Below are 26,324 nucleotides of genomic sequence, written 5' to 3' on the forward strand. Positions count from 1 at the left end.
ATGATCGACTTCAAAACCTACTTCGAGCTTCTCAACCTGTACAGCGACTACGCCATGGTCTGCGATTCGGCAGAGTGGGAGAAGTGGCCCGAGTTCTTCGTCGACGCAGGCACCTATCGGCTGCAGCCGCGCGAAAACCACGAACAAGGTCTTCCCCTTTGCCTGCTGGCACTTGAGAGCAAGGCAATGATTCGTGACCGGGTCTACGGCGTCAAAGAGACCATGTATCACGACCCGTACTACCAGCGGCATATCGTCGGCACGCCTCGAATCACCTCCGTGGAGCGTGACATCTACGGCGAACGCATTCTGGCTGAAGCGAACTACACCGTGATCCGGACCAAGCTGGACGGTGAATCCACCGTGTTCAACACCGGGTTCTATCGCGATGCCATCGTGCGGACGCCCGAGGGCCTGAAGTTGCAGTCTCGCTTGTGCGTGTACGACAGCGAGATGATTGCCAACTCCCTCATCTATCCGATCTGAGGTTGGCCGCATGACCGAGAAATGGATCGACGCAGCTGCCCGTGGCGCTGTTCCCGAGGGTGATGTGATTGGTGTCAACGTGGCGGGAAAGGACATCGCGCTCTACGAGGTGGAGGGCGAGGTCTATGCCACAGACAACATCTGCACGCATGGTGCAGCGCGCATGAGTGATGGATTCCTTGAAGGCCGCGAGATCGAGTGCCCCCTGCACCAGGGCCGATTCGATGTCTGCACCGGCAAGGCGATGTGCGCTCCGCTGACCGAGGACATCAAGACGTACCCGGTCAGGATCGAGAACATGCGTGTGATGCTGCGCCTGGACTGACCGGATCCAAGCCGGGATTGCCTGGCTCCGTTTGCGTTTTCCCCCGTTGCTGTACTACAGCGGTATGGCCTCACCCACTTTGTCAGGAGACAACTATGAAATCGACTTATTCCTTCAAGGCAGTTTGTGCAGGTGTATGCGTCGTGGCCCTCCAGTCTGCCTACGCAGACGTGACCGTTGGATTCTCTGGTCCGCTGTCGGGACCGGTCGCGGCCGTGGGGCAGGACCAGTACGACGGCTTTATGTTGGGCATTGAATCCCTCGGCAAGAAGCTCGGTGGCCAGAACGTGAATGTGTTGCGCGAGGATGACCAGCTCAAGCCGGAATTGGGCAACCAGATCACCCGCAAGTTCATTGATAGGGACAAGGTGGACGCCATTGTCGGCCTGGGTTTCTCCAACGTCCTCATGGCCAGTCTGCCCCGAATCGTCGAGTCCGGAACCGTGGCCATCGCGACCAACGCAGGTCCATCCCCGTTGGCTGGCAAGGGATGCCTGCCCAATGTGTTTTCCACTGCCTGGCAAAACGATGGAACCGCTGAAGCCATGGGCAAGTTTGCGCAGGACAGCGGCTACAAGCGGGTGTACCTGATGGCGCCCAACTACCAGGCAGGCAAGGACTACATCGCGGGTTTCAAGCGCTACTACAAGGGCGAAGTCCTCGACGAGGTGTACACCCAAGTCAACCAGCCGGACTACTCCGCAGAAATCGCGCAACTTCAGTCTGCTGGCCCGGATGCCGTCTTCGTTTTCTACCCCGGCGGCATGGGCGTGAACTTCGTCAAGCAGTTCAGCCAGGCAGGTCTTTCCAAACGGATTCCCATGTTGTCTGCCTTCACGGTCGATGGCACCACCATGCCTGCGCTGCGCGATGCGTCGGTAGGGGTCATCAGCGGAGCCATGTGGGATGTTGCCCTTGCAACACCAGGCAATGCGGAGTTCGTTGCTGCCTTCACGAAGAAGTACGGGCGCACGCCCAGCCACTACGCCGCGGTTGGCTATGACACCGCGCGCTTGCTGGACATCGCTGTCGGCAAGGTGAAGGGCAATACCTCCGACAAGGCCGCCTTCGCTGCCGCCGTCAAGGCCGCGGGCAGCGAACTCAAGGCCATTCGGGGCCCGTTCAAGTTCAACGCCAACAACATGCCTGTGCAGAACTACTACGCCTTCCAAGTGGCCAAAGAGGGCTCCCAGGTGGTGATCAAGCAGCTTGGAACCCCGCTGCAGAACCACGAGGACGCCTACGTGTCCCAGTGCAAGGCGAGGTAAGCCATGTCGGCTTCTCTGCTGTTAGCACAATTGCTCAACGGCCTGCAGTACGGCGTCATGCTGTTCCTGTTGGCCGCCGGGTTGACGCTGGTCTTTGGCATCATGAGCTTCGTCAACCTCGCTCACGGCTCCCTCTACATGCTTGGAGCCTATGCCGCAGCCGTGGTGGGCGTGCACACCGGATCGTTCTTTCTCGGTGTTCTGGCTGCTGTGGCGACTGGTTTGATCGTTGGCATGCTGCTGGAATGGGTCGCGGTATCCCGCCTCTACCGGCGAGACCACCTCGATCATGTTCTGGCGACCTTCGGCCTGGTGCTCTTCTTCAACGAAGTCGTCCGGATGATCTGGGGACCGCAGCCCATGTTCGTCTCCCTGCCCGAATCGCTCTCCGGAACGGTTGACCTGTTCGGGTTCACTTATCCCACTTATCGCTTTCTCATCATCGCTGTAGGCCTGCTGGTCGCGGCAGGGAGCCAGTGGCTGATTCACAAAACGCGAGTCGGCATGCTCATTCGGGCTGGGTCGGTGAATCCGCAGATGGTGGGCGCGCTGGGGGTGAACATCCGCATGCTTAACGCCATGCTCTTCGCTTTGGGGGCTGCGCTGGCCGCTCTCGCCGGAGCCATGGCCGGACCGATTTTGTCCGTTCAGAGTGGCATGGGCGAGCCTGTCCTGATCACCACGCTGGTCGTCATTGTCATTGGCGGCATTGGATCTGTGCATGGAGCGCTGTACGCGGGAATCATTGTTGGCTTGGTCGACACACTGGGACGCACATTCTTGCCCATGCTGATCCGTGAGTTCGCGGATCGAGAGGTTGCGAACGCGGCGGGGCCGGCCTTGGCATCGATGTCGATTTACCTGCTCATGGCCATCGTTCTGGCGTGGAAGCCTCAGGGGCTCTTTCCTGCCCACAAAGGACATGCATGAAGACAGCACTTCGCTATCTGAACTATCTGCCCGCATTGCTCTTGGCGGCTCTGGTCTTCGTTCCAGCGTTGTCGAGAGCCATCGACGACAGCTTTCTCGTGGCTTTCAGTGCCCGCGTTCTGATCTATGCCATTGCGGCATGCGCGCTCAACATCGCACTGGGCTTCGGTGGCATGGTCAGCCTGGGGCACGCCTTGTTCATCGGGATCGGGATGTACAGCGTCGCCTTGCCCGTGCACTACGGTATCGACTCCGGCTGGGTCCACCTGGCCGTGTGCGTGGCGGTCTGCATCGTGATTGCCTCTGTCACCGGGCTCATCAGCCTTCGCACATCCGGGATTGCCTTCATCATGATCACCCTGGCCTTTGCTCAGATGGGTTATTTCGTCATCGTCAGTCTCAAGCAGTACGGCGGGGACGACGGATTGGGCGTGGCGCGGGCGAGCAACTTCTTCGGCGTGGCCTTGAACTCGCCCGAGGCGGTCTTCTACTGTGCCTGGGGACTTCTGCTGGCGTTGACCTACTGGGTCATGCGTTTGCGCAAGTCGCCCTTTGGCATGGTCTTGCGAGGAGGGCGGCAGAACTCGCGGCGCATCAACTCCGTGGGCTTGCCTTTACAGCGCTATCAACTCACGGCCTACGTCCTGTCCGCGATTCCCTGTGGCTTCGCAGGGATGCTGTTGGCCAACCTCAATGCCTATGCCTCTCCCAGCAGCATGTCTTGGATGATCTCCGGTGAACTCATCGTGATGGTCGTCATGGGGGGAATGGGCACTGTCATCGGGCCGGTGATCGGCGCCCTGGCTTTTCTGGGTCTTGAAGAGGTCATCAAGGCCTACACCGAGCACTGGATGGCTGTCTTCGGCATCGTGATTCTGGTCATGGCAATGTTCGGAAAAAGTGGCATCGCCGGTTGGGTAAAGGCCGTGGCCGATCGCGCCTTGAGGAAAGCGCCGGCAGGGGGGGCGCCGCGATGACTTCACTGCTGAAAACACATGCCATCACCAAGCGCTATGGCGCGCTGTTGGTCACCGACGAAGTTTCGATCGACGTCAAGGAGGGCGAACTGCACGCCATCATCGGGCCAAACGGGGCAGGGAAAACCACCCTCATCAACCAACTCTCCGGGGAACTTGCACCCGGTTCGGGCCGGATTGAGTTTGCTGGCCAGGACGTGACGCCGCTTGGCATCCATGCCCGTGCACGCCGCGGGCTGGTCCGCTCGTACCAGATCACATCGGTGTTCGATGAATTCACCGTGCTCGAAAATGCAACCCTGGCAGCCCGAGGCGCGCGTCGAAATGCATTTGACTTCTGGAAGGGTCTGCTGGATGACGAGGTTTCACTAGCTGCTGCAAAGCGCGGGATACAGGCTGCTGGACTTGATCCCCGCACGCAAGCATTGGCCTCGGAACTTGGCTACGGCGAGCGCCGGCAACTTGAGTTGGCCATGGCACTTGCTGCCGAACCCAAGTTTCTCCTACTTGATGAGCCTATGGCCGGGATGAGCGTCCAGGAGTCGGCCGCCGTTGTTGAACTGCTCAAGACGCTCAAGAAGCAATACACCATTCTGCTGGTGGAGCATGACATGAACGCGGTGTTCGCGCTCGCTGACCGCATCAGTGTCCTGGTCTATGGGCGCATCCTGGTGACGGGAACGCCCGAGGAAATTCGAGGCAATGAAGAGGTTCGCGCCATCTACCTCGGAGATGAGGAGATCAGCGAATCATGAATACACTGCTCAAAGTCCATGGGCTGAAGGCTGGCTACGGTGCCGCCCAAGTCCTGTTCGGTGTGGATTTCTCCGTCGAGGAAGGGCAGGTGGTGACCTTGCTCGGCCGCAATGGCATGGGACGCTCCACCACCATCAAATGCCTGTTCGGGCTGCTCCCTCCTTCATCGGGGGAGATCTCAATGGATGGTCGCCGCGTGGAACGGCTGGCCTCCCATCAGCTTGCCAAGCTGGGCCTCGGTCTCGTCCCCGAAGGCCGCCAGGTGTTCCCCAACCTGACGGTGGAAGAGAACCTGATTGCCACAGCGCGCATGCGCTCCGGCGGGAAACTCAAGCCCTGGACGCTGGACAGGGTGTATGGCTTCTTTCCCCGGCTGAAGGAACGCCGCTCGAATCTCGGGTCCCAACTCTCGGGGGGCGAGCAGCAGATGCTGGCCATCGGACGCGCGCTGATGACCAACCCGCGACTGGTCGTCCTCGATGAGGCCACTGAAGGGCTGGCACCCATCATTCGTGCCGAGATCTGGCGCTCGCTGGGTGAACTGAAGGCGGAAGGGTTGTCGCTCATCGTCATTGACAAGAACCTGGGACCCCTGCTGGAACTGGCCGACAAGCACTACGTCATGGAAAAGGGCGTCGTGGTCTGGTCGGGCGATTCGGCGGGGCTGCGTGCCAACTCACGCATCGTCCACGAGTACCTTGGGGTGTGACGACTGCGTCGCGCGCCTCCCAAAGGAGTTGAAACCATGAACGATTCACGCACCCAGGCACTCAATACCATTCGTGCCGAACACCGGACGTTGGCGGCGGTCATACACAACCTCAAGGATTTATTGGCCGAGGTGCATGCCCAGCGTATAAGGGCCGACTTTCCGCTGTTGTGGTCGATGGTCTACTACATCGATGCCTTCCCGAATCGGTTGCACCACCCGAAGGAAGACGAATGGCTCTTTCGGCTCTTGCGCAAGAGAACGCATGAGGCGGATGCATTGATCGGCGAACTCCAGCGGCAACACGCGCACGAACCGCAAGCACTCGGCGAGATCAGGCGTTGGCTGGGAAATGTTCAGGCCAACGTACCGGGAAGCATGGACGCATTGGTGCGGACCATGTCGGCCTATGCCGAATTCACGTGGAGGCATGTGAAGGCGGAGGAGCACGAGCTGATTCCGCTTGCCGAGAGCCACCTCACCGATGCCGACTGGGACGAAATTGCACATGCCTTTGCACAGAACGCAGACCCGCTGAGCGGGTTTGGCGAAGCCGATGCCTTTCACCAGCGCTTTCGCGAAATCGTTGAACGTACCCCGGCCCCCCTGGGGCTTGCCTGAGGCCTGCTTCATGGGTGCCGGATCGTCAGACTTCGCCCATGTCCATAGGAGAACCGCATGACAAACGAACTTGGACGTCTTGAAGACCTGCCCGCCGACTATGTGGCGGCGCTGCGCGAGCGCAACCTGGTGCCACTGTGGCCCAGCCTGCGCGGTGTGCTGCCGCCGCGGCAGCCGACGCGGCAGACGAGACCTACGCACTGGACCTATGCCGACATCAAGCCGCTGCTGCTCAAGGCCGGCGAGCTGACGCCCATCGAGAAGGCCGAGCGCCGCGTGCTGGTGCTGGCCAACCCCGGCCACACGCTGGAGAAGATGCAGGCCTCCAGCGCCATGTACCTGGGCATGCAGCTGCTGCTGCCCGGCGAATGGGCGCCCAGCCACCGCCACACGCCCAACGCGGTGCGCATGGTGGTGGAGGGCGAGGGCGCCTGGACCACGGTGGAAGGCGAGAAGTGCCCCATGGAGCGGGGCGACCTGATCCTCACGCCCACCGGGCTGTGGCACGAGCACGGCCACGACGGCGCCGACCCTGTGATCTGGCTCGACGTGCTCGATCTGCCGCTGGCCTACTACCTGGAGGTCAGCTACCACCTCAACGGCGCGCGCCAGGACACGAAACCCGGCGAGGGCCAGCGGAACTACGCCCGCGCTGGTGTGGTGCCCACCCCGGTGTTCGGCCGCAGCGGCCGTCGCTATCCCCTGTTGCGCTACCCCTGGGCCGACGCCAGGGCTGCCTTGCAGTCGCTGGCCGCGAACCAGCCCGACTTGGCGCACGTGCAGGTGACCTATGTGAATCCCGAGACAGGTGAGGACGCCGAGAACATCCTGGGTTTCCACGCCCTGATGCTGCGTCCGGGCCAGACGCTGGCGCTGCCCGCGCGCTCGCCGGCCGTGGTCTACCACGTCATCGAAGGCGGCGCCCGCGTGACCACCGAGTCCCAGGGCTTCGATCTCGCGCCTGCCGACACCTGCTGCATCCCCGGCTACGCCGCCACCACGCTGAGCAACCTATCGGACACGGTGCCGGCCTTCGTTTTCGTGGCCGACGAATCGCCTTTGCACCGCAAGCTTGGCGTGTACGAGGTGCGCAGCGGCGACCAGCCCTCCATGCCCTCCCAATCCTGAACTCAGACACCGCCCTCGCGAGCCCTCCATGACCCAGTACCTCTTTGCCCCTCCCGCCGTTCAATCCCTGCCGATCCGCGGCAAGACCGAGCGCTTCGCCATCAACCGCATCTTCTGCGTCGGCCGCAACTACCACGCGCACGCGGTGGAGATGGGCAGGCCGGTGGACAAGTCGGCCGAGCGGCCGTTCTACTTCACCAAATCGCCACAGACCCTGGTCCAAAGCGGCGCCACCGTACCCTATCCGCCGGAAACCAAGAACTATCACTTCGAGATGGAACTGGTGCTGGCTGTGGGCAAGCCTGGCTTTCGCGTGAGCGCAGAGAACGCCCACGAGATCGTCTACGGCTATGCCGCCGGGCTGGACATGACGCGCCGCGACCTGCAGTTGGTGGCCCGCGACAAGGGGCGCCCCTGGGACCTGGGCAAGGACATCGAGGACGGCTCGGTCTGCAGCGAGATTGTGCCCATGGACGGCGTGGTGATCGACAAGGGCGTGATCGCGCTCGAAGTCAACGGGGAACCCAAGCAGTCGTCCAACGTGGACAAGCTGATCTGGAACATCCGGGAAATCATCGCCGACCTGTCTCTGTTCTACCACCTGCAGCCCGGCGACCTGATCTACACCGGCACGCCCGAGGGTGTGGGCCCGGTGGTGACCGGCGACCAGATCACCGGCCGCGTCGAAGGGGTGGCCGAGGTGGCCCTGACCATCGGCCAGGCCGCCTGAGCGGGGGGCACGACATGGCTATGAAGCTGCACAACTTCTGGCGTAGCGGCACCTCGCACCGCACTCGCATCGCGCTCAATCTCAAGGGGTTGAGCTATGAGTACATTGCGGTGCATCTCGGCAAGGAGGCGCATCTGACCGAGGCGTTCAAGGCCGTGAACCCGCAGCAACTGGTGCCTGCGCTGCAGGCCGACGAGTTGGGCGCCCACGTGCTGATCCAGTCGCCGGCCATCATCGAATGGCTGGAGGAGAAGTACCCCACGCCCGCGTTGCTGCCGTCCGATCCGCAGCACCGCGCCCAGGTGCGCGCGCTCGCAGCCATTGTCGGTTGCGACATCCACCCGGTAAACAACCGCCGCATCCTGGAGTACCTGCGCAAGAACTTCGGTGCCGACGAAGCTGCCATCAATGCATGGTGCGGCACCTGGATCACCGCTGGATTTGACGCCTATGAAGCGTTGCTCGCTTCGGATACAAAGAGAGGGGGCTTCAGCTTTGGTGATGCCCCGTCCCTGGCCGACGTCTATCTGGTTCCTCAGATTGAGAGTGCTCGCCGCTTCATGGTGGACATTTCTCGCTGGCCCCGGATATTCGCAGTAGAGAAGGCCTGCAATGAGTTGGACGCGTTTCGCCGTGCATCTCCTTCGGCGCAGCCTGATGCCGTCTGACTTGATGTCGAATCTCATCACATTCAAAATCTAAATCGAGGGGCATTTCACTAGTCAATTGTAGTTGGCGTCTTCGGTCAGGTACATAGTACGAAACGGCAGGTCATGAAGAATCCCGTCAGCATGCTACGCAGTGTCAACATGAACCTGCTTCCCATCTTGACCGAATTGCTGCGGTCCGCCAATGTCACAAGGGCAGCTAGCCGGCTGAATCTCACGCAATCGACGGTCAGTGGCTCGCTGCGTCAGTTGCGAGACATATTCGGCGATGAACTGTTGGTTCAGCGGGGACGCGAGATGGTCCTTACTGAAAGAGCGAGGCGGCTTGTACCAGAGGTTGAGCGCATCATGGAGCTCGCCGGCCGCCTATTCCAGATTGAGCAATTCGATCCCCTGACGGCTGAAACGCGCTTTCGCATTGCCACAGCCGACTATGTCTCAGCGCTCGTCACGTCAAGGCTTGGGGCTACTTTGCAGGCCCAGGCGCCCAATGTCACGCTCACACTCACGCCCACGCCGGGCACATCCGCCAAGGAACTGCAGCAGGGCTCGCTCGACCTGATCATCTGCCCCAATCTTCCATCGAATTGGCAAGCCTGCGGCATCAGCCGTGACGACCCCGATTTCCAGCATGAGATTTTCATGGAGGATGACTTGGTGGCGATCCAATGGAAGGGCCATGCCTGTTGCGGCACGGCGTTGAAACAGAACGAATACCTTGATCGGCCGCATGCGATGTATTGCCGAACGGACGGGCATGACACCATTGAGCAAGAGGCGCTGACCCGTCTTGGGTTGCGACAACGTACCCAGTTTCAGGTGCCCTATTTCACGCTTCTTCCCCAATTGGTCGTAGGCACCGATATTATCGGATTGGTGCCGCGTTCACTTGCGCTCCATTATGTGCAGATCTTTGAGATTGATATCTTCAAGCCCCCCTTTGAATTGCCAACAATGAATCTCGTGATGATCTGGGCTCGGAGCCGAGATGAATTCCCTGATCTGACATGGTTGCGACAGATGGTGCGGCAGGCCTCATGTGCAGGAGCCACAACCGGGTTCTCGCGCAACATCTGATGATGCCCGGGCAATCCAGCCATCGGCCTGACCGATACGTGGCATCCGGAATCTCTGTTTTACCGGAGGCATATGTGCTCCTAGAGTTGTCGAGTGCTTTTTCGCACATCGACCCGACTCAGGAGAACATTCATGGAGACTCAGCTCATCATCGACAACCGGGACGTGCCCGCTTCCGGCGGCGCCACATACACCCGAATCCACCCGACCACAGGTGATACCGTTACCCGGGCAGCGGCTGCGAGCGTCGAGGATGCGGTAGCGGCAGCGGAGTCCGCCCATCGTGCATTTCAGTCCTGGTCGCAAAGCGGACCGACTGAGCGTCGACGCATCTTTCTGAAAGCGGCAGACATCCTCGAAGCCAAGACGCCTCAGTTCATCGAGGTCATGGCCAAGGAGATTGGCGCTTCAGAACTATGGTCCGGGTTCAACGTGGTGCTGGCAGCCAATCTTTTCCGTGAGGCCGCCGCGCTGGCCACTCAGATCCAGGGAGAGACCATTCCGACCGACAAGCCCGGCGCACTTTCCATGACAGTGCGCCAACCGGTGGGTGTGATCCTGAGCATCGTGCCCTGGAACGGTCCCGTGGTTCTTGCAGCACGCGCCATCGCCTATCCCATCATTTGCGGCAACTCGGTGGTTTTCCGCGCTTCGGAGACCAGCCCGAAAACGCACCTGATGATTGCGGAGGCGCTCGTGGAAGCAGGACTCCCCCCCGGTGTGCTCAATGTCCTCACGAACGCTCCGATCGATGCCCCCGACGTGATTGATGCGCTGATTTCCCACAAGGCCGTTCGCCGCATCAACTTCACGGGGTCCACCCGCGTGGGCCGCATCATCGCGGAGAAAGCGGGGCGCCAGCTCAAGCGCTGCCTGCTTGAGCTGGGCGGGAAGTCGCCCCTGGTTGTTCTGGACGATGCAGACATCGACGAGGCCGTGAAGGCTGCGGTGTTTGGCGCCTTTCTCTACCAGGGGCAGATCTGCATGTCCACCGAGCGCATCGTGGTAGACGAAAGGATTGCGGACGAGTTCGTGGCCAAGTTCGCCGCTCGGGCTCGCGAGCTGCCGACTGGTGACCCGGCTGCTGGCGCGGCCTGCGTCATTGGCCCAATGATCGTGAGCGAATCTGGAGATCGGCTCAACCGCATGATCGATGACGCCTTGGCCAAGGGCGCCAAGATAGCCGCCGGCGGACGAGCGAACGGCGCAGTGATGCCCGCCACGATTGTCGACCATGTCGCTCGCGACATGCAGATCTACGACGAGGAGACCTTCGGCCCGATCACCACCGTGGTCCGGGCGCGCGATACCGAGGATGCCGTGCGCATCGCCAACGATACGGCCTACGGGCTGTCGTCAGGCGTATTTGGTCGGGACGTGACTCGTGCATTGGCAGTGGCCATGCGCATCGAGACTGGCTGCTGTCACATCAACGGCGCCACCGTTCAGAACGAGGCGCAGGCTCCCTACGGCGGCACGAAGGACAGCGGCTATGGCCGATTCGACGGCCGTGCTGTGATCGATGAGTTCACCGAGTTGAAGTGGCTCACGATTGAGCCGTCCAAGCAGCAGTACCCCTTTTAAATTCCAACTGATCAGGAAACTTCATGGCAAAGCAGACAAAGACACGGCTGACGTCTGATGACATTCATGGCGCGTGGGTCATCATGCCCACGCCGTCGACCCCGGATGCATCCGACTGGCGCGTCCAGCACACGGTCGATCTCGACGAGACGGCCCGCATCGTAGAGGCGCTGATCGCCGCAGGGGTCGACGGCATTCTCAGCAATGGAACTTTTGGCGAGTGCGCCACGCTCACGTGGGAGGAGAAGCGCGACTTCATCGCTACGGTGGTCGAGACGGTGGGCGGCCGCGTGCCCTTCTTCTGCGGTACCACGGCGTTGCACACCCGCGAGGTGATCCGCCAGACACGGGAGGCCATGGACATCGGCGCGAGCGGCACCATGCTCGGCGTGCCGATGTGGTGCAAGATGGAAGTGCCCACTGCCGTGCAGTTCTACCGCGACATTGCGGAGGCGGTGCCCGAGGCGGCGATCGCGGTCTACGCCAACCCTGAGGCTTTCAAGTTTGACTTTCCGCGGTCGTTCTGGGCCCAGGTCTCGGCGATTCCCCAAGTGGTGACTGCGAAGTACCTGGGTATTGGCATGCTGGATCTTGACCTGAGACTGGCTCCCGGTATCCGCTTCCTGCCACACGAGGACGACTATTACGCAGCGGCACGGATCGATCCGGAGCGCATGACCGCTTTCTGGTCCAGCGGCGCCATGTGTGGTCCGGCCACGGCGATACGCTTGCGCGACAGTGTGAACGAGGCCAAGCGAAGCGGTGACTGGACTCACGCCAAGGCCATCTCGAATGCGATGCGACAGGCTGACTCCACACTATTCCCGCGCGGCGACTTCGCGGAGTTCTCAAAATACAACATTGGCCTGGAGAAGGCGCGCATGGATGCGGCAGGCTGGCTCAAGGCCGGCCCCTGCCGCCCGCCCTACCATGTTGTTCCCGAGGAATACCTGGCGGGGGCACGCAAGTCGGGCGAGGCCTGGTCCGCATTGCATGCGCGCTACTCGGACCAGGGTGAAGAAAGACGGTAGTCGCCATGAGTCAGCAGACCGCCGCAGGCGAACCAGCACAGATTCGCTTCTATTTCGACTTTCTCAGTCCATATGCCTATTTGGCACGCCACCGCTTGGCCGGATTGTCTGCCAGCCATGGCTGGCACGTCGACTACCGCAGCATCGATCTGAGCCGAGCCAAGAAAGCGATTGGCAACGTGGGGCCAGCCAACCGCGACATGCCGGTGAAGCTGGCCCACCTGGCGAAGGATTTGTCGCGGTGGGCTGAGTTGTACGGTGTCGAGTTGAAGTTCCCGCCCAACTTCAACAGCAGCAGATTGAACGCAGGCCTGTACTACTCGCGGTGCAAGGGGCACGAGTCGGACTATGTCCGCGTAGCCTTTCGGCACGTATGGGGCGACGGGCGGGCTCCGGATGATCCGAACATCCTGCACGCCGTGGCTCAGGAGATGGGTTGGGATCCCGATGATTTTGCCGCGTTCACGCAGAGCGGAGCCGGTCTGCAGGCCTACAGCGAATCCACCGACGAAGCCATCCTTCGACATGTCTTCGGCGTCCCGACCATGGTCGTGGGCGACGAGATGTGGTGGGGCAACGATCGTCTGTTTTTCCTAGAGCAGTTCTTAAACGGAGACAAGAAATGAAAATGAATAGCTACACGCGCCGTGATTCATTGGTGCACTTGAGCGCACTTGCTTTGGCAGCGCTCCCAGGCGTGACCGCCGCGCAGCCCGGCCCTAACATGGCCACCATATTCGTGGGGCTAGCGGCTGGTGGCGCTACCGACGTGGCAGCTCGTCGACTCGCGGAGGGCATGCAAGGTGCCTATGCGCAGACCATCATTGTTGAAAATCGGACAGGGGCAAGTGCGCGTTTGGCAATCCAGCATGTCAAAGCCGCAGCGCCAAACGGCGCATCAATGGTGCTAACGCCTGCTTCGATGATGGCCATCTATCCACACACCTACAAAGACCTCGCGTATGACCCGGTCGCGGACTTGGTGCCAGTGGGTACCGTGTCAATTTCGGAGATCGGCTTTGCCGTGGGCCCGTCCGTTCCCGACTCCATCAAGAATCTCGGCGACTACCTGGTGTGGATAAAGTCTTCTCCCGCTGCCGCCACCTTTGGACATGGTGCAGCAGGCTCAGGGCCTCATCTGTTGGGTGAGCTGCTGGGTCGTCTGTCAGGGGTACAAATGGTCCATGCGGCCTATCGTGGCTCCCAGCCTGCAATTCTGGACTTGATCGGCGGACACTTGCCAGCGGTCGCAGCACCACTGGGCGAATTCTTGCCGCATCTAAAGACCGGGAAGATTCGCGTGCTCGGCGTCACGGGTGTTAAGCGCTCACGTTTCATGCGTGATGTGCCCACCTTCAAGGAACTCAATGTGGATTTGAGTGACATGACGGAATGGTTCGGCGTCTTCATGCCCGCAGGAACCCCGTCGGCAGTCATACAGCGAGCCAACTCGGCCATCAAGACTGCATTGCTCAACACCTCATTGATCACTTCCTTCGAACTGATGGGGATGGAGCCCGCGTGGAGTTCCTCCGAAGACTTGGGTGAGCGCCTGAAGAGCGACATCAGGCGTTGGAAGAACGTGGTCCAAACGGTCGGATTTACCGCCCAACCTTGAGGAGACAAGCATTGTGATTACCCGTCGCGATTTCGCGCAATGGGGGGCGGCCACTGCGGTGGTCTCTCAAATGGCCGGAACTGCTTTCGCGCAGTCTTCTCAACCGGTGCGGATCGTCAATGGATTCCCTGCCGGTGGGGTTGTTGATGCCGTAAGCCGGAAGTTCGGGGATGCCATGGTGGCCTCCGGATATGCGACCGCAGCCGTCGTAGAAAACAGAACGGGTGCTGGAGGCCGACTGGCCGCTGCATTCGTTAAAGCTGCGCCTGCCGACGGCAACACGTTGTTGTTGTCACCGGACACCGTCTTATCCTTGTACCCATTCATCTACGCCAAGCTGGAGTATGACCCGTTCAAGGATCTGGTTCCGATCTCAACCGCTGCATTGACCTCCGACGCGCTGGCGGTGGGTCCTCTTGTGCCTGATTCGGTCCGCAATGTCCGCGACTTCGTGGCTTGGGCCAAAGCGCATCCGGAGCACGCCAACTTCGGATCGCCGGGAACGGGATCACCATTGCACCTCCTCGGTTCGCTGCTGGGGAAGGAGGGCGACTTCGATTTTCGGCATGTTGCTTACCGTGGCGCTTCACCTGGTGTCACGGACATGGTGGGGGGGCAGATCGCTGCCATGGCCGCGCCCACTGGCAACTTCCTGCCGTTTCAGCGCACGGGCAGAGTGCGAATTCTGGGGACATCGGGTGTAAAGCGCAGCCCCTTCACACCTGACACGCCCACCTTTTCTGAGCAGAAGTTCGCGGGGGACTACCCGCAAGAGGATCAATGGTTTGGATTTTTTGCTCCTGCGGGCACGGCAGCTGCCAGCATTGCAAAAGCCAATCAGTCCATATCGCAAGCGATGAGCCGCAAAAGCTTGATCGACGACTTGGCCGTTTTCGGATTGACTGCACAAGCGTCAACGCCGGAGGCCATGTCTGCAAGCCTGCGTCAGCAAAATGAAAAATGGCGCGGCATCGTCAAGCGATTGGGCTTCACGGCCGAGTCTTGATGTAGAGCTTCTGCGGGATGGTAACGAGCGCGCTTTCGTGTGTCTTGGCGTCACCCGCAGAAAGTCAGCAACATATGCGATAGCTTCGCGCAGGAAGGAGAGGTGCTTGGCACTATGCATCGATTCCAGCGTGAGTTCCAGCTTGCTGTCACTGATCAGATCGCGAGGTTTCCTGATCTGACGGCGGCCGTTCCCCCTGAGGTCGATGAGAGCCTCACTGGTACTGGGTGGTGCAAAGCAACGGCATCCATCGCCACGGCACTCCCCAGTTTCCGACCCTCCGAGTGTTTTGGCCGAGGGCAAGCACCGCGAACAACCGGCGCAGATTGTGCTCGGATTCCACGTCCTACTATACGGTGGCGACCGCGGTGTCGAGGTCTTTGACGATGGCTGCCTGCAGTTGCCGCCGCCTGCGAATTGTGGCCGCGGTGCCGATCAAACCTCGACCGGTCGATCGCTGAAGCGCATTGAGAAGTCGACCGCCTTGACGTCCTTGATCAGTGCTCCCACGGAGATGCGGTCGACTCCGGTCTCCGCGTAGGCCCGCAGCGTTTCGAAGGTGACGCCGCCAGAGACCTCCAGGCTGCAGCAGCCGCGGGCCAGCCGCACCGCCTCGCGGACGGTCTCAAGGGGCATGTTGTCCAGCAGCACCATGCCCACGCCCGCGTCGAGCGCTTCCTGCAACTGCCGCAGCGTCTCGACCTCGACTTGGATGAAGGACGCGCGGCCCTCGAGCGCCTGCGCGGCGCGGAACGCGGCCGTCAGGCCGCCCGCTGCCGCGATGTGGTTCTCCTTGATCAGGACGGCGTCGTGCAGGCCCATCCGGTGGTTCTGGCCGCCGCCGCACCGCACGGCGTACTTCTGCGCGGCGCGCAGGCCGGGGATGGTCTTGCGCGTGTCCAGGACGGCCGCGCGTGTGCCTTCGACCTCCTTGACATAGCGGGCGGTCTTGGTCGCCACGCCGCTGAGCGTCTGCAGGAAGTTCAGGCAGGTGCGCTCCGCGGTGAGGAGCTCGCGCGCCACGCCTTCGACCACCACGACGGCCTGGCCGGGAACGCAGGTGCCGCCGTCGGGTACGCGCCAGTCGGCCCGCGCCGTCGGCGCCAGGCGGCGCAGTACCTCCTCGACCCAGGGCCGGCCGCAGACGACTGCCGCCTGGCGGCACGTGACGGTGGCCGTAGCGCGGGCGGCCGCCGGGACCAGTTCCGCGGTCAGGTCTCCCGGGCCGACATCCTCGTCCAGTGCGCGCTCGACGTCCCGGTTCACCTGCTTCAGAAACTCTCTCTCGGTCACTTTCGATCCTTTATCCATCCTGGGGAGGCCGCGTCCCAGCGGGGCGCCAGCCGCCGGCGCCATCGCGCCGGTTCATGGCTTGCGTCCGTGCGGAACGAAATCGCAGGGACCTGGGGGCACTGTCTCTTGCCGGCCTCGCGGCACGCGCGCGTCTTCGGGAGACGTCCGACGGCGAGCCGAGTCGGTGCGCACGCACACGAGTCCACGGCCATGCGTACACATCGATCCCGAGTTTACAAAATTATTAGAGGCCAAATGATTCTAGGGAAACCCCGGAGGGAAAACCGTTGCCTGGATCAACGCGCGCACCTAGAATCATTAGGCAACTAACAAAATGAGGCATCGCCAGCGGTGCCGGTACTCCCCACCATGAAGCCCACTGAAACCTCGGCGCCGATCTGGTCAGACTCGCTACTGCTCGGGCATGCCGCGATCGATGACGAACACGAGCAACTGGCCGAGTTGATCGAGTGCATGTGGCGCGCTGCTGCGTCCGAGATGGCACAGGCGCTGGACGCGGTGCTCCAGCATGCAACCGCGCACTTCGCGGCCGAGAACGAGCTCATGCGCACGACGGCGTTTCCGCCGCGCGACTGCCACATCAGCGAGCACGAGGCGGTGCTCTCCACGCTGCGCGGGGTGCGCCTCCGCCTGGAGCGCGGGGAGGTCGAGGTGGCCCGCCGCGTGGCGCACGAGCTGGCGGCCTGGCTTCCGCCCCACGTCCAGCACCTCGACTCGGCACTTACCCATTGGCTCTGCAAGCTGCAGCACGGCGCCAAGCCCGTGGTGTTGCGCGTGGGCCGAAAGCCCGAGGCCGCCTTGGCCTGCTAGTTCCACCCCTGAATCAACCACCACTAGAGATGAGATGACATCATGATGACTCACGAAGAAAACGAACTGCTTTGTCGCGTCGAAGGCGACGCCCCGATGGGACGCCTGATGCGCCGCCACTGGACGCCGATCTGCCTGGTGGAAGAGGTGAGCGAACCCGACGGTACGCCGGTGAAGGCGCGGGCGTTCGGCGAAGACCTCGTGGTCTTCCGCGACAGCGAGGGCCGGGTCGGCGTCATGGATGAGTACTGTCCCCACCGTCGTGCGTCGCTGGTCTACGGCCGCAACGAGGAGGGTGGGCTTCGCTGCCTCTACCACGGCTGGAAGATGGACGTCGATGGGAACGTGCTGGAGATGGCTTCCGAGCCGGCTTCGAGCGGCATGGTCGACAAGGTCAAGCACACCGCGTACCCGACCCAGGAATGGGCGGGCATGGTGTGGGCCTACATGGGGCCGAAGGAGACCATGCCCGAATTCCAGCCGCCGCCGTGGGCGCCGACGGCGGACACGCGGGTGAGCATCGCGAAGGTGCTGCTGCCCTGCAACTGGGCGCAGATCCTCGAGGGCGCCATCGACTCCGCGCACAGCTCCAGCCTGCACTCCTCCGACATGGTCCCCGCGCGCGTCGATGGCGCGAAGGCCACCGACAAGACCTGGCTGCGCCCCTCCACCGACAAGGCCCCGCGCATGCAGGTTCAGCGCACCGGCTTCGGCTTCCGCTATGCCGCGCTGCGCCGCCCGATCACGAACGCCGCAGAGAACGACTACGTGCGCTCGACGGTCTTCGTGGCCCCGGCAACGGCCCTGATTCCGCCCAACAACCGCTACAACGTGGCCAACATCAACGTGCCGATGGACGACACGAACACGGCGTTCTATTTCATCGCATGGGGTCACCCGTCGCAGACGCCGGAGACCGACACCTGGCGCAAGTTCCTGCGCCAGACGGTGGGTGTCGACCTGGACCAGAACTACCGCCCGCTGCGCAACGAGGCGAACAAGTTCTGGCAGGACCGCAACGCCATGAAGGCCGGCAACTTCACGGGCATCACCGGTTTCCCAAACCAGGACGTCGCGATGTGGCTGACCATGGGCGCCATCGCTGACCGCACCCATGACCGCCTGGGCGCCAGCGACCTCGCGATCGTGGAATTCCGCAAGCAAATGCTCGAGGCCGTGCAGGCCTTCGATCAAGGCGCGCCCGCCATCGGCACCGGCGCCGAAGCGGCCACGCCGGCCGTCTGCTCCTTCCAGGCCATCGTCCCCAAGACGACCGACTGGCGCACATACGGGGCCCGCTATGTCTGGCTAGACGGCGAAGACCGCCCCGAGTTCGAACCCTCCTATTCCGTGAAGTCCTGATCCCGTGAGCAAACTCCAACTTTCCGTCGCCATGGGCGACTACGACCGCACCCGTGCGCTGTTCGACGGCCGCGTTCAGATCGACGGCGTCGATCCCGTGTACATGCTCCTCAATCCCGAGGAGATGTTCTTCCGGGCGATGCGCAGCGTCGATTTCGACATCACAGAGCTCTCGTTCTCCAGCTACCTGGTGAAGCACTCGCGGGGCGAGTGCCCCTACATCGCGCTGCCGGTCTTTCTCTCGCGGGCGTTCCGGCACACGTCGATCTATGTGCGCAAGGACCGCATCCGCGAGCCGGCCGACCTGAAGGGCAAGCGCATCGGCCTGCCCGAGTACCAGCTCACCGCCAACGTCTGGGCGCGCGCGATCCTGCAGGACGACTTCGGCGTGCGCCCCTCCGACGTGACCTGGGTGCGCGGGGGCATCGAGACGCCCGGGCGGCCCGAGAAGGTCAAGCTGCAGCTGCCGGACGACGTCCGGATCGAACAGGCGCCCGAGGGGGTGACGATCTCGCAGATGCTCGATCGCGGCGAGATCGACGGCTTCATGGCGCCGCGCCCCCCGAGCCGGGCGGCGCTCGCGAACCCGAACATCGGCTGGCTGTTCGACGACCCGACCGCGGTGGCCAAGGACTACTACCGGCGCACGGGCGTGTTCCCGATTATGCACGTGGCGGCGGTCAGGAAGGAGCTCGCTGCCAAGCACCCCTGGCTTCCCGCCGCGCTCGTCAAGGCCTTCACCCAGTCGAAGGCCGCCGCGCTGGAGCTGCTGTCGGACACCTCAGCCACCAAGGTCACGCTGCCCTTCGTCGAGGAGCAGTTGCAGGCCGCCCGCGAGGCGATGGGGGACGACTTCTGGTCGTACGGCGTGGCGGCATCGGCCCGGACGCTGGAGACCTTCGTCCGGGCCCACTACGAGCAAGGCCTGTCATCCCGCCACGTGCCGGTCAGCGAGCTTTTCCATCCCGCGACCTACGAGACCTACAGCATCTGATCCCGCACCACCCACAACTGGAGACAACCCCATGAAGCACAAGATCCCCGCCTGGCTGGTCGGCCTGGCCTGCATCGCCCAACTCGCCTTCGGCGCCCTGGCCCATGCCCAGGCCTATCCGAGCCGCGCCATCAAGCTGGTCGTTCCCTATGCCGCCGGCGGCCTTCCAGACACCGTGGCGCGGATCATCGCCAAGTCGCTGGGCGACACGCTGGGCCAGGCGGTCTACGTCGATAACCGGCCCGGCGCGGGTGGCTCGGTCGCCGCCTCCGCGCTCCTGCAGTCCCCGGCGGACGGCTACACGCTGCTGGTGACCGACGGGCCGATGCTCTCGATCACGCCGCTGATCAACAAGAAGATCACCTATGACGCGTCCAGCGACTTCGTGCCGATCGTCCTCGTCGGCAAGGCACCGCTGTTCCTCGCCGTCAACGCGAACGTCAAGGCGAACACGCTGGACGAGCTCGTCGCGCTGGCCAAGGCGAAGCCGGGGGGCCTCAACTACGGCTCCGCAGGCAACGGCAGCATCCACCACCTGACGATGGAGGCGATGAACGCCAGCCTGGGCATCTCGATGACGCACATCCCGTTCAGGGGCAGCGCCATTTCGGTCCCCGCGATGATCGGCGAGCAGGTGGACATGGTCTTCGCCTCGCCGCCCTCGCTCATGGGCTTCGTCAAGTCGGGCCAGGCCCGCCTGCTGGCCACCAACTCGACGACGCGTTCCCCACTGGCGCCGCAGATGCCCGCGCTCGCGGAAAAGATCCCCGGCTTCGATTTCGCGTTCACGGTCGCGGTGCTGGCCAAGACCGGTACGCCGAAGCAGGTCATCTCCAAGATCAATGCCGAGATCAACAAGATCGTGAAGGTCCCCGAGGTCATCGAGCAGCTGCGCACCGCGGGCGTCGACCCGGCGGGCGGAACGCCCGAACAGCTCGCGCGGGCGCTGAGCGCCGAGAAGGCCCAGGTGACCGACGCCGCCGCGCGTGCCCAGCTGAAGGCCGAGTAGTCCCGCGCGCCATGACGGTCACCCCACCCCCAACCCATTCCGACACGCAGATGCCGCTGCGCGTGGCGCGGATCCTCGACGTGGCGCGCGACATCCGCAGCTTCGAGCTGGTACAGCCCGATGGCAGCGCGCTGCCGCCGTTCACGCCGGGATCGCACGTCAAGGTCCAGGCCCCCAATGGCATGCTGCGCAAGTATTCGCTGTGCAACGATCCCGCGGAGCGTCACCGCTACGTCATCGCCGTCAAGCGCGATCCCGAGGGGCAGGGCGGCTCGCTCTCCATGCACGAGGAGCTGCACGAGGGGGACACGCTGCCCACGTCGCTGCCTTCGAACGCCTTCCCGCTGGTCGAGAATGCCAAGGGCTATCTCTTCATCGCGGGCGGCATCGGCATCACCCCCATCCTGTCCATGATCCGCTCGTTCGGCGAACTGCCGCCGGCACCGTGGAAGCTCATCTACCTGACGCGCTTTCCCGAGACCGCGGCCTTCCGCGAGGAGCTCGGCGCCGCCGAGCTCAAGAGCCGCGTGCGGATCCACCACAGCCACGGGGACCCCGCGCGCGCCTTCGACCTCTGGCCGGTGCTGGAGAAGCCCAACACGGCCCACGTGTACTGCTGCGGCCCGCGCGCGCTGATGGAGGCGGTGCGCGACATGACGGGACACTGGTCGCCGGCCAACGTGCACTTCGAGAGCTTCAACGAGGGCGGCGGCGTGCGGCCCGACGACAAGCCCTTCATGGTGAGGCTGGCCAGCTCGGGCGCGGCATTCGAGGTGCCCGTCGGCAAGTCCATTTTGGCGGTGCTCCACGAGCACGGCTGCAACGCGGCGTCCTCGTGCGAGAGCGGCACCTGCGGCACCTGCCGCACGAAGCTGCTGGGCGGCGAGGCGGACCACCGGGACATGGTGCTGCTGCCCGAGGAGATGGACAGCCAGATCATGATCTGCGTCTCCCGGGCCAGGTCCGACGAACTGGTGATCGACCTGTGAACGCCGCTCGCCCGCTTCGACTCGGCGTGGCCGGCCTCGGCCGCGCCTTCACGCTCATGCTGCCCACGCTCCAGCGCGACGCGCGCGTGCGGCTGGTGGCGGCCTGCGATCCGCGCGAGCCGGCGCGCACCCGCTTCGCGAGCGATTTCGAGGCGCCGGTGTACCCGGACATCGAAGGCCTGGCGTCCGATCCGGATGTGGATGCGATCTACATCGCCAGCCCGCACCAGTTCCATGCGGAGCAGGCGCGCATCGCCGCCCGGCACGGCAAGCACGTGCTCGTGGAAAAGCCCATGGCGCTGTCCCTCGGCGACTGCGATGCGATGATCCGGGACTGCCGGGACGCCGGGGTGCACCTGATCGTCGGCCACTGCCACAGCTTCGACACGCCGTACCTGCGCGCACGCGAGATCGCACTGGGCGGCGAGCTCGGGCGGGTGCGCATGATCCACGCGCTCAACTACACCGACTTCCTCTATCGGCCGCGGCGCCCCGAGGAACTGCGCACGGAAGAGGGCGGCGGCGTGGTGTTCAGCCAGGCCGCCCACCAGGTCGACATCGTGCGCCTGCTCGCCGGCACGCGGGTCAGCCGCGTGCGCGCGATCACGGGCGACTGGGATGCCAGGCGCCCGACGCAGGGCGCCTATTCGGCCCTGCTGTGGTTCGAGGGCGGGGCGTTCGCCAGCGTCAGCTACAACGGCTACGGGCATTTCGACTCGGACGAATGGTGCGGCTGGATCGGCGAGATGGGCGCCGACAAGTCGCCCGAGGCGTACGGCGCCGCGCGCCGCAAGCTGGCGACCGTGGGCTCGCCGGAGGAGGAGGCGCGCCTGAAGGCGGCGGGCACCTATGGCGGACCCGGCTACGTGCCCGCGCCCGCGGATGCGCCGCCGGCGTGGCACCAGCATTTCGGGCCGGTCGTGGTGTCCTGCGAGCGCGGCGATATTCGCCCGTTGCCCGACAGCGTCTGCGTGTACGGGGACCTCACGAGGGAGCGGAGGCCGCTGGGCCGGCCCGCGGTGCCCCGCTTCGAAGTCATCGACGAACTGTACGACGCCGTCGTGAATGGGGTCGCGCCTCTGCATGACGGCGAATGGGCGCGCTCCACGCTCGAGGTGTGCCTGGCGCTGCTCGAGTCGGCGGGCTCCGGCGAGGACGTGGAACTGCTGCGCTGAGGCGACGCCCCTGCGTGCGCCGTGGCGCCCCGCGTGCAGGCCGCGCCTGGCGAAGGCACCGGCGCGTGCGGGCCGCCGGGGCCGGTTCAGGCGCCTGCCCGCACCTCGCGGCGGCCTGGGTTTCCATGGCGCGCCGCGCGAGACCGGGGAGATTCCCATCGATCCAGCCAAAGGGTAGGCCAAGATGCAACCATCCCACGAGGACCTCAATCTGCTCGTCGTCTTCGAGGCGCTCATGGAGACCCGCAGCGTCTCCAAGGCCGGCGAGCGGCTGCAGCTGAGCCAGCCCTCGATGAGCCACGCGCTGTCGAAGATGCGCAAGGCGTTCGACGACCCCATGTTCGTGCGCGTCAAGAATGAGATGCAGCCGACGGCGAAGGCGCTGGAAGTCGCGGAGCCCATCCGCCAGGCCCTCGAGCTGGCCCGCCGCCAGATCTTCTCCAAGGTGGCGCTGGACCTGCGCACCTCGTCGCGCCTGTTCACGATCTGCATGACGGATGTCGGCGAGACCTGCTATCTGCCGATGGTGATCAATGCCGTGCGCAGGCAGGCGCCGTGCGTGCGGCTGCGCACGGTGTCGCCGATCGTGGAGAAGCTGGAGGAGGGGCTGGAATCGGGGGGCGTCGATCTCGCGATCGGGTACTTCCCCGACATCAAGAACGGCGGCGTCTTCCAGCAGCGGCTGCTGCGCAACAGCGGGTTCATGTGCATCACGGGCAACAAGGAGTTCGCCGCGCGCGGCGAGCTGGACCTTGCTTCCTTCCAGTCGGCGCTGCATGTCGCGGTGCGGACGGAAGGGCGCAGCCAGGAGGTCATCGAGAAGGCCATGGCCGCGATGGGTATTCACCGCAACGTGGTGGCCACGATCCCGCACTACCTCGGCCTGCTGACCATCATCCCGCAGACCGGGTTGACGGCCATCATTCCCATGGACCTCGCCGGCGCGTTCGAGGGCAAGGAGGGCATCGCGGCCCTGCCGCTGCCGTTCGCATCGCCCAGCGTGGAGGTGATCCAGATATGGCACAGGCGCCACCACGAGGATCCGGCGCACCGTTGGCTGCGGACGCTGGTGCGGGACACGCTGCAGAGGCGGGTGCTTGACTAGGAGCGCGCCGCCACGGAGCCGGCCACGTTCCCCACGCGTGCCCGCGGGCGGTGCTGCGCTTCCTCCCAGGCCCGCTGGCCTGTCCGCCGCACCGAGCGTCCGGGATCGCGCCGGGCACCCGGCGGGCGCAAGCGCCGGGACATTTCCCCCTTCGAAGAACCATCCAGGAGATACCTCATGAGAGTGCGCATGCTGTCGCTCATCGCCGCGACCCTGACCTTGCAACTGCAGCCGTGCGCCTGGGCGCAGGGCGCGGCCTACCCCACGAAGCCGATACGCCTGTTCGTGGGCGCGCCGGCCGGCGGGCCCACGGATGTGATCGCCAGGTCGCTCATTCAGCAGATGGGGGATTCGCTGGGGCAGCCCGTGATCATCGAGAACCGGGGTGGGGCGGCCGGCACGCTCGCGGCCGGCATCGTGGCGAAGTCACCAGCCGACGGCTACACGCTGATCGTGACGCCCTCGGCGCATGCCTATGCAGCGAGCATGTACGAAAAGCTCCCGTTCGATCCCGTGAAGGATTTCCGGCCGGTGGGGCAGATCGGCATGATGCCCCTCGTGGCGATTGCGAACAAAGCCTTCCCGGCGGCGTCGCTGCGCGACCTGGTCGAGCGCGCCAAGGCCCAGCCCACCGCCGTGAACTACGGCTCGAGCGGCACGGGCTCCGCCCATCACCTGGCAGGCGAACTGTTCAAGCTGCGCACGGGCATCCAGATGACGCATGTGCCCTACAAGGGCAGCGCGGGATCCATCACGGACCTCATTGCCGGCCAGATCCAGGTGATCTTCGAGCCGCTCGTCTCGGCGTTGCCGCAGATCCAGGCCGGCCGGGTGAAGGCCCTGGCCGTCATGGGCGAGAGGCGCTCCCCGGCCCTGCCGGACGTGCCGACTCCCGCCGAGGCCGGGCTGCCCGGCGTGGAGGCCAGCGCCTGGTACGGGATCATGGCGCCGGCGGGCACGCCGGATGCGGCCGTCGCCAAGCTGAACGCGGCGCTGAACAAGGCCCTGGCCGACACTTCCACGCGCGCGAGCCTGCAATCGCAGGGCGTCGACGTCACGCCCGGGCCGCCGCAGATGTTCATGGACCTGATCTCCAGCGAGATCGCGCGCTGGCGGCCGATCATCCAGGCGGCGGGAATCCGCGCGGAGTAGGCAAGGCGCATGCATTCACATCGCAAACTGCAGCCTCCTTCGGTCGTCAACATCGAGGATCTCCGCCGGCTGGCGAAGAGGCGGCTGCCGAAGGTGATCTGGGACTACCTGGAAGGCGGCGCGGAGGACGAGGTGACGCTGCGGCGCAACCGCGCGGCCTTCGACCGCTATCACCTCCTGCCGCGCATGGTCACGGGCAAGGGCTCGCGCGACCTGTCCATCACGCTGTTCGGCCAGCGGCTCGCGGCGCCCTTCATGATCGGGCCGACGGGCCTCAACGGGATCTACGTGCCGGACGCGGACCTCATGCTGGCGCGCGCGGCCGCAGCGGCGGGCGTGGGGTTCTCGCTGTCCGCCGGCTCGAACAACGACATCGAGGCCGTGGCAAGGGTATCGGACGGACCCAAGTTCTTCCAGCTCTATCCGTGGGGCGGACGCGAGGTCGCGACCAGGCTGCTGGCGCGCGCACGCGCGGCCGGCTACTGCGCACTCATGGTCACGGTCGATTCGCTGATCCCGGGCAACCGCGAGCGGGATGTGCGGAACCGGTTCGCCCATGCACTGCATTTTTCTCCGCGCATCGTCTGGGACGCGGTGACCCATCCGCATTGGGTCGTGTCCACCTGGTTCGCCCGCGGCATGCCGCGCTTCGAGAACCTTGCCGAGTTCCTGCCGCCGGGCTCCGACGCGTACGCGCTGGCCGCCTATACGCGCGCCCAGCGCAATCCGTTCTACAGCTGGGAGGACATCGCTTGGCTTCGCTCGCAGTGGACGGGCCCCTTGGTGATCAAGGGCATCCTCACCGCGGACGACGCGCGTCTGGCCGCCTCCCATGGGGCGGACGCCGTCGTGGTATCCAACCATGGGGGCCGCAGCCTGGACGGCATGCCCGCGACGCTTGACGTGCTGCCCTCTGTGGTCGCCGCATCCGGCGGCATGCCTGTCCTGGTCGACAGCGGCTTCCGGCGGGGCTCCGACATCGTCAAGGCGCTCGCCCTCGGTGCGCACGGCGTGCTGTTGGGCCGGGCGCCCCTGTACGGCGTTGCAGCGGCGGGGGAGGCCGGCGCAGGCCGCGCGCTGGAGATCCTCCTGCAGGAGACGGATCGCGTCATGGGCTTGCTGGGGGTGGACTCGGTGGGCGCGCTGGGGCGCCAGCTCGTAGGAACGCAGCCGCCATGACGCGTCGGGAGGGACTGCATGTTCTCGCCCCGGGTCGGAGAAGACCCGTAGCGGCGTCGGCAGCACAAGCCACGCGGTGGGGGCGGCGTGGCGGCGTCTTCGGCGGTCCGTGATGTCACACGGGTCTCGCAGTTCGCGACGCCCGCAGGCGCCAGCTGCGGGCGGCTCGTCGCAGGCACTGTGGTCTGGACACGGGGTGCGCAATTCACGCGTGCGCATACCCCGCGGCGCAGCCGCGGAGCGGGGCGCTGAAGCCAATCCACCCCTGCAGCCTCCGGCGGACTGGGCACCGCGTGTCAAAGGTCGACGCGTAGACGCGTG

At 64.2% G+C, this 26,324-nt stretch carries 27 protein-coding genes; 26 read left to right on the plus strand and 1 reads right to left on the minus strand.

All coding sequences use genetic code 11. The annotated features are described in order from the left end of the window. The 17 genes from AAFF19_RS09545 (at position 1) to AAFF19_RS09625 (ending at position 14,914) form a co-directional block, all read left to right on the plus strand. The gene (locus AAFF19_RS09545; protein ID WP_038201520.1) at positions 1 to 486 is read left to right on the plus strand and encodes an aromatic-ring-hydroxylating dioxygenase subunit beta; all 486 of its coding nucleotides are present in this window, start codon (positions 1 to 3) and stop codon (positions 484 to 486) included. A gap of 10 nt (positions 487 to 496) precedes the next feature. Next, positions 497 to 811, plus strand: coding sequence for a non-heme iron oxygenase ferredoxin subunit (locus tag AAFF19_RS09550; RefSeq protein WP_038201523.1), 315 nt, complete (start codon positions 497 to 499; stop codon positions 809 to 811). Between the two features lie 95 nt (positions 812 to 906). Next, complete coding sequence (locus tag AAFF19_RS09555; RefSeq protein WP_038201526.1) at positions 907 to 2,079, plus strand: ABC transporter substrate-binding protein; 1,173 nt, start codon at positions 907 to 909, stop codon at positions 2,077 to 2,079. Positions 2,080 to 2,082: 3 nt separating this feature from the next. After that, positions 2,083 to 3,009 carry a branched-chain amino acid ABC transporter permease gene (locus tag AAFF19_RS09560; RefSeq protein ID WP_038201529.1) on the plus strand — a complete coding sequence of 309 codons (927 nt, stop codon included), beginning with the start codon at positions 2,083 to 2,085 and terminating at the stop codon, positions 3,007 to 3,009. Continuing rightward, on the plus strand, positions 3,006 to 3,986 hold the full coding sequence (locus AAFF19_RS09565; RefSeq protein ID WP_038201532.1) for a branched-chain amino acid ABC transporter permease: 981 nt from the start codon (positions 3,006 to 3,008) through the stop codon (positions 3,984 to 3,986). Before AAFF19_RS09560 ends, AAFF19_RS09565 begins: the two co-directional genes overlap by 4 nt. After that, a complete protein-coding gene (locus AAFF19_RS09570; RefSeq protein ID WP_038201535.1) occupies positions 3,983 to 4,741 on the plus strand; it encodes an ABC transporter ATP-binding protein in 759 nt (252 codons plus the stop codon). Before AAFF19_RS09565 ends, AAFF19_RS09570 begins: the two co-directional genes overlap by 4 nt. Continuing rightward, complete coding sequence (locus tag AAFF19_RS09575; protein ID WP_038201538.1) at positions 4,738 to 5,451, plus strand: ABC transporter ATP-binding protein; 714 nt, start codon at positions 4,738 to 4,740, stop codon at positions 5,449 to 5,451. Before AAFF19_RS09570 ends, AAFF19_RS09575 begins: the two co-directional genes overlap by 4 nt. 36 nt (positions 5,452 to 5,487) lie before the next feature. Next, positions 5,488 to 6,072: a hemerythrin domain-containing protein gene (locus AAFF19_RS09580; protein ID WP_038201541.1), complete on the plus strand. Its 585-nt coding sequence runs from the start codon at positions 5,488 to 5,490 to the stop codon at positions 6,070 to 6,072. A gap of 57 nt (positions 6,073 to 6,129) precedes the next feature. Next, entirely contained in the window at positions 6,130 to 7,200 is a 1,071-nt protein-coding gene (locus AAFF19_RS09585) for a cupin domain-containing protein (protein ID WP_038201544.1), read from the plus strand. 28 nt (positions 7,201 to 7,228) lie between these two features. Beyond that, positions 7,229 to 7,930 carry a fumarylacetoacetate hydrolase family protein gene (locus AAFF19_RS09590; protein WP_038201547.1) on the plus strand — a complete coding sequence of 234 codons (702 nt, stop codon included), beginning with the start codon at positions 7,229 to 7,231 and terminating at the stop codon, positions 7,928 to 7,930. Positions 7,931 to 7,950: 20 nt separating this feature from the next. Further along, positions 7,951 to 8,598 carry a maleylacetoacetate isomerase gene (maiA, locus tag AAFF19_RS09595; protein ID WP_038201834.1) on the plus strand — a complete coding sequence of 216 codons (648 nt, stop codon included), beginning with the start codon at positions 7,951 to 7,953 and terminating at the stop codon, positions 8,596 to 8,598. Between the two features lie 141 nt (positions 8,599 to 8,739). Next, positions 8,740 to 9,675 carry a LysR family transcriptional regulator gene (locus AAFF19_RS09600; RefSeq protein ID WP_051952855.1) on the plus strand — a complete coding sequence of 312 codons (936 nt, stop codon included), beginning with the start codon at positions 8,740 to 8,742 and terminating at the stop codon, positions 9,673 to 9,675. 132 nt (positions 9,676 to 9,807) lie between these two features. Continuing rightward, positions 9,808 to 11,259 carry an aldehyde dehydrogenase gene (locus tag AAFF19_RS09605; protein WP_038201550.1) on the plus strand — a complete coding sequence of 484 codons (1,452 nt, stop codon included), beginning with the start codon at positions 9,808 to 9,810 and terminating at the stop codon, positions 11,257 to 11,259. A 23-nt stretch (positions 11,260 to 11,282) separates the two neighbouring features. Then, positions 11,283 to 12,290 carry a dihydrodipicolinate synthase family protein gene (locus tag AAFF19_RS09610; RefSeq protein ID WP_038201553.1) on the plus strand — a complete coding sequence of 336 codons (1,008 nt, stop codon included), beginning with the start codon at positions 11,283 to 11,285 and terminating at the stop codon, positions 12,288 to 12,290. A 5-nt stretch (positions 12,291 to 12,295) separates the two neighbouring features. Beyond that, complete coding sequence (locus AAFF19_RS09615; protein ID WP_051952857.1) at positions 12,296 to 12,916, plus strand: 2-hydroxychromene-2-carboxylate isomerase; 621 nt, start codon at positions 12,296 to 12,298, stop codon at positions 12,914 to 12,916. After that, positions 12,913 to 13,908, plus strand: a complete 996-nt coding sequence (locus AAFF19_RS09620; protein WP_038201555.1) for a Bug family tripartite tricarboxylate transporter substrate binding protein — start codon at positions 12,913 to 12,915, stop codon at positions 13,906 to 13,908. The genes AAFF19_RS09615 and AAFF19_RS09620 overlap by 4 nt, the downstream gene beginning before the upstream one ends. A gap of 13 nt (positions 13,909 to 13,921) precedes the next feature. Then, complete coding sequence (locus AAFF19_RS09625; RefSeq protein ID WP_060987785.1) at positions 13,922 to 14,914, plus strand: tripartite tricarboxylate transporter substrate-binding protein; 993 nt, start codon at positions 13,922 to 13,924, stop codon at positions 14,912 to 14,914. Positions 14,915 to 15,349: 435 nt separating this feature from the next. Here AAFF19_RS09625 and nadC read toward each other — a convergent pair whose 3' ends face one another. After that, positions 15,350 to 16,207: a carboxylating nicotinate-nucleotide diphosphorylase gene (nadC, locus tag AAFF19_RS09630; RefSeq protein WP_245610631.1), complete on the minus strand. Its 858-nt coding sequence runs from the start codon at positions 16,205 to 16,207 to the stop codon at positions 15,350 to 15,352. A gap of 369 nt (positions 16,208 to 16,576) precedes the next feature. Between nadC and AAFF19_RS09635 the strand changes: the two genes are divergently transcribed. The 9 genes from AAFF19_RS09635 to AAFF19_RS09675 all read left to right on the plus strand — a co-directional run bounded on the left by AAFF19_RS09635 (position 16,577) and on the right by AAFF19_RS09675 (position 26,003). After that, positions 16,577 to 17,038 (plus strand): hemerythrin domain-containing protein, encoded by a 462-nt coding sequence (locus AAFF19_RS09635; RefSeq protein WP_017404446.1) that lies wholly within the window; start codon positions 16,577 to 16,579, stop codon positions 17,036 to 17,038. A gap of 42 nt (positions 17,039 to 17,080) precedes the next feature. After that, a complete protein-coding gene (locus AAFF19_RS09640) occupies positions 17,081 to 18,400 on the plus strand; it encodes a Rieske 2Fe-2S domain-containing protein (RefSeq protein ID WP_026062143.1) in 1,320 nt (439 codons plus the stop codon). Positions 18,401 to 18,404: 4 nt separating this feature from the next. Further along, complete coding sequence (locus AAFF19_RS09645) at positions 18,405 to 19,394, plus strand: ABC transporter substrate-binding protein (protein WP_038201565.1); 990 nt, start codon at positions 18,405 to 18,407, stop codon at positions 19,392 to 19,394. A 31-nt stretch (positions 19,395 to 19,425) separates the two neighbouring features. Continuing rightward, a complete protein-coding gene (locus AAFF19_RS09650; RefSeq protein ID WP_038201568.1) occupies positions 19,426 to 20,403 on the plus strand; it encodes a tripartite tricarboxylate transporter substrate-binding protein in 978 nt (325 codons plus the stop codon). Positions 20,404 to 20,414: 11 nt separating this feature from the next. Then, positions 20,415 to 21,392, plus strand: a complete 978-nt coding sequence (locus tag AAFF19_RS09655; RefSeq protein ID WP_038201571.1) for a PDR/VanB family oxidoreductase — start codon at positions 20,415 to 20,417, stop codon at positions 21,390 to 21,392. Continuing rightward, positions 21,389 to 22,567, plus strand: coding sequence for a Gfo/Idh/MocA family oxidoreductase (locus tag AAFF19_RS09660; RefSeq protein WP_038201574.1), 1,179 nt, complete (start codon positions 21,389 to 21,391; stop codon positions 22,565 to 22,567). The genes AAFF19_RS09655 and AAFF19_RS09660 overlap by 4 nt, the downstream gene beginning before the upstream one ends. Positions 22,568 to 22,751: 184 nt before the next feature. Continuing rightward, on the plus strand, positions 22,752 to 23,672 hold the full coding sequence (locus AAFF19_RS09665) for a LysR family transcriptional regulator (RefSeq protein WP_038201577.1): 921 nt from the start codon (positions 22,752 to 22,754) through the stop codon (positions 23,670 to 23,672). Positions 23,673 to 23,861: 189 nt separating this feature from the next. Next, entirely contained in the window at positions 23,862 to 24,824 is a 963-nt protein-coding gene (locus AAFF19_RS09670) for a tripartite tricarboxylate transporter substrate binding protein (RefSeq protein ID WP_051952863.1), read from the plus strand. Positions 24,825 to 24,833: 9 nt separating this feature from the next. After that, entirely contained in the window at positions 24,834 to 26,003 is a 1,170-nt protein-coding gene (locus AAFF19_RS09675) for an alpha-hydroxy acid oxidase (protein ID WP_038201580.1), read from the plus strand. Positions 26,004 to 26,324: the final 321 nt, after the last annotated feature.

Origin of the sequence: Acidovorax sp. FHTAMBA, from assembly GCF_038958875.1 — a bacterium.
In the GTDB taxonomy this organism is placed as follows: Bacteria; Pseudomonadota; Gammaproteobacteria; order Burkholderiales; family Burkholderiaceae_C; genus Acidovorax.

Bases quoted from the DNA above. Each gene is read 5' to 3' on its own strand.
- AAFF19_RS09545 (WP_038201520.1), top strand. From the start codon at position 1: ATGATCGACTTCAAAACCTACTTCGAGCTTCTCAACCTGTACAGCGAC.
- AAFF19_RS09550 (WP_038201523.1), top strand. From the start codon at position 497: ATGACCGAGAAATGGATCGACGCAGCTGCCCGTGGCGCTGTTCCCGAG.
- AAFF19_RS09555 (WP_038201526.1), top strand. From the start codon at position 907: ATGAAATCGACTTATTCCTTCAAGGCAGTTTGTGCAGGTGTATGCGTC.
- AAFF19_RS09560 (WP_038201529.1), top strand. From the start codon at position 2,083: ATGTCGGCTTCTCTGCTGTTAGCACAATTGCTCAACGGCCTGCAGTAC.
- AAFF19_RS09565 (WP_038201532.1), top strand. From the start codon at position 3,006: ATGAAGACAGCACTTCGCTATCTGAACTATCTGCCCGCATTGCTCTTG.
- AAFF19_RS09570 (WP_038201535.1), top strand. From the start codon at position 3,983: ATGACTTCACTGCTGAAAACACATGCCATCACCAAGCGCTATGGCGCG.
- AAFF19_RS09575 (WP_038201538.1), top strand. From the start codon at position 4,738: ATGAATACACTGCTCAAAGTCCATGGGCTGAAGGCTGGCTACGGTGCC.
- AAFF19_RS09580 (WP_038201541.1), top strand. From the start codon at position 5,488: ATGAACGATTCACGCACCCAGGCACTCAATACCATTCGTGCCGAACAC.
- AAFF19_RS09585 (WP_038201544.1), top strand. From the start codon at position 6,130: ATGACAAACGAACTTGGACGTCTTGAAGACCTGCCCGCCGACTATGTG.
- AAFF19_RS09590 (WP_038201547.1), top strand. From the start codon at position 7,229: ATGACCCAGTACCTCTTTGCCCCTCCCGCCGTTCAATCCCTGCCGATC.
- maiA (WP_038201834.1), top strand. From the start codon at position 7,951: ATGAAGCTGCACAACTTCTGGCGTAGCGGCACCTCGCACCGCACTCGC.
- AAFF19_RS09600 (WP_051952855.1), top strand. From the start codon at position 8,740: ATGAACCTGCTTCCCATCTTGACCGAATTGCTGCGGTCCGCCAATGTC.
- AAFF19_RS09605 (WP_038201550.1), top strand. From the start codon at position 9,808: ATGGAGACTCAGCTCATCATCGACAACCGGGACGTGCCCGCTTCCGGC.
- AAFF19_RS09610 (WP_038201553.1), top strand. From the start codon at position 11,283: ATGGCAAAGCAGACAAAGACACGGCTGACGTCTGATGACATTCATGGC.
- AAFF19_RS09615 (WP_051952857.1), top strand. From the start codon at position 12,296: ATGAGTCAGCAGACCGCCGCAGGCGAACCAGCACAGATTCGCTTCTAT.
- AAFF19_RS09620 (WP_038201555.1), top strand. From the start codon at position 12,913: ATGAAAATGAATAGCTACACGCGCCGTGATTCATTGGTGCACTTGAGC.
- AAFF19_RS09635 (WP_017404446.1), top strand. From the start codon at position 16,577: ATGAAGCCCACTGAAACCTCGGCGCCGATCTGGTCAGACTCGCTACTG.
- AAFF19_RS09640 (WP_026062143.1), top strand. From the start codon at position 17,081: ATGATGACTCACGAAGAAAACGAACTGCTTTGTCGCGTCGAAGGCGAC.
- AAFF19_RS09650 (WP_038201568.1), top strand. From the start codon at position 19,426: ATGAAGCACAAGATCCCCGCCTGGCTGGTCGGCCTGGCCTGCATCGCC.
- AAFF19_RS09655 (WP_038201571.1), top strand. From the start codon at position 20,415: ATGACGGTCACCCCACCCCCAACCCATTCCGACACGCAGATGCCGCTG.
- AAFF19_RS09665 (WP_038201577.1), top strand. From the start codon at position 22,752: ATGCAACCATCCCACGAGGACCTCAATCTGCTCGTCGTCTTCGAGGCG.
- AAFF19_RS09670 (WP_051952863.1), top strand. From the start codon at position 23,862: ATGCTGTCGCTCATCGCCGCGACCCTGACCTTGCAACTGCAGCCGTGC.
- AAFF19_RS09675 (WP_038201580.1), top strand. From the start codon at position 24,834: ATGCATTCACATCGCAAACTGCAGCCTCCTTCGGTCGTCAACATCGAG.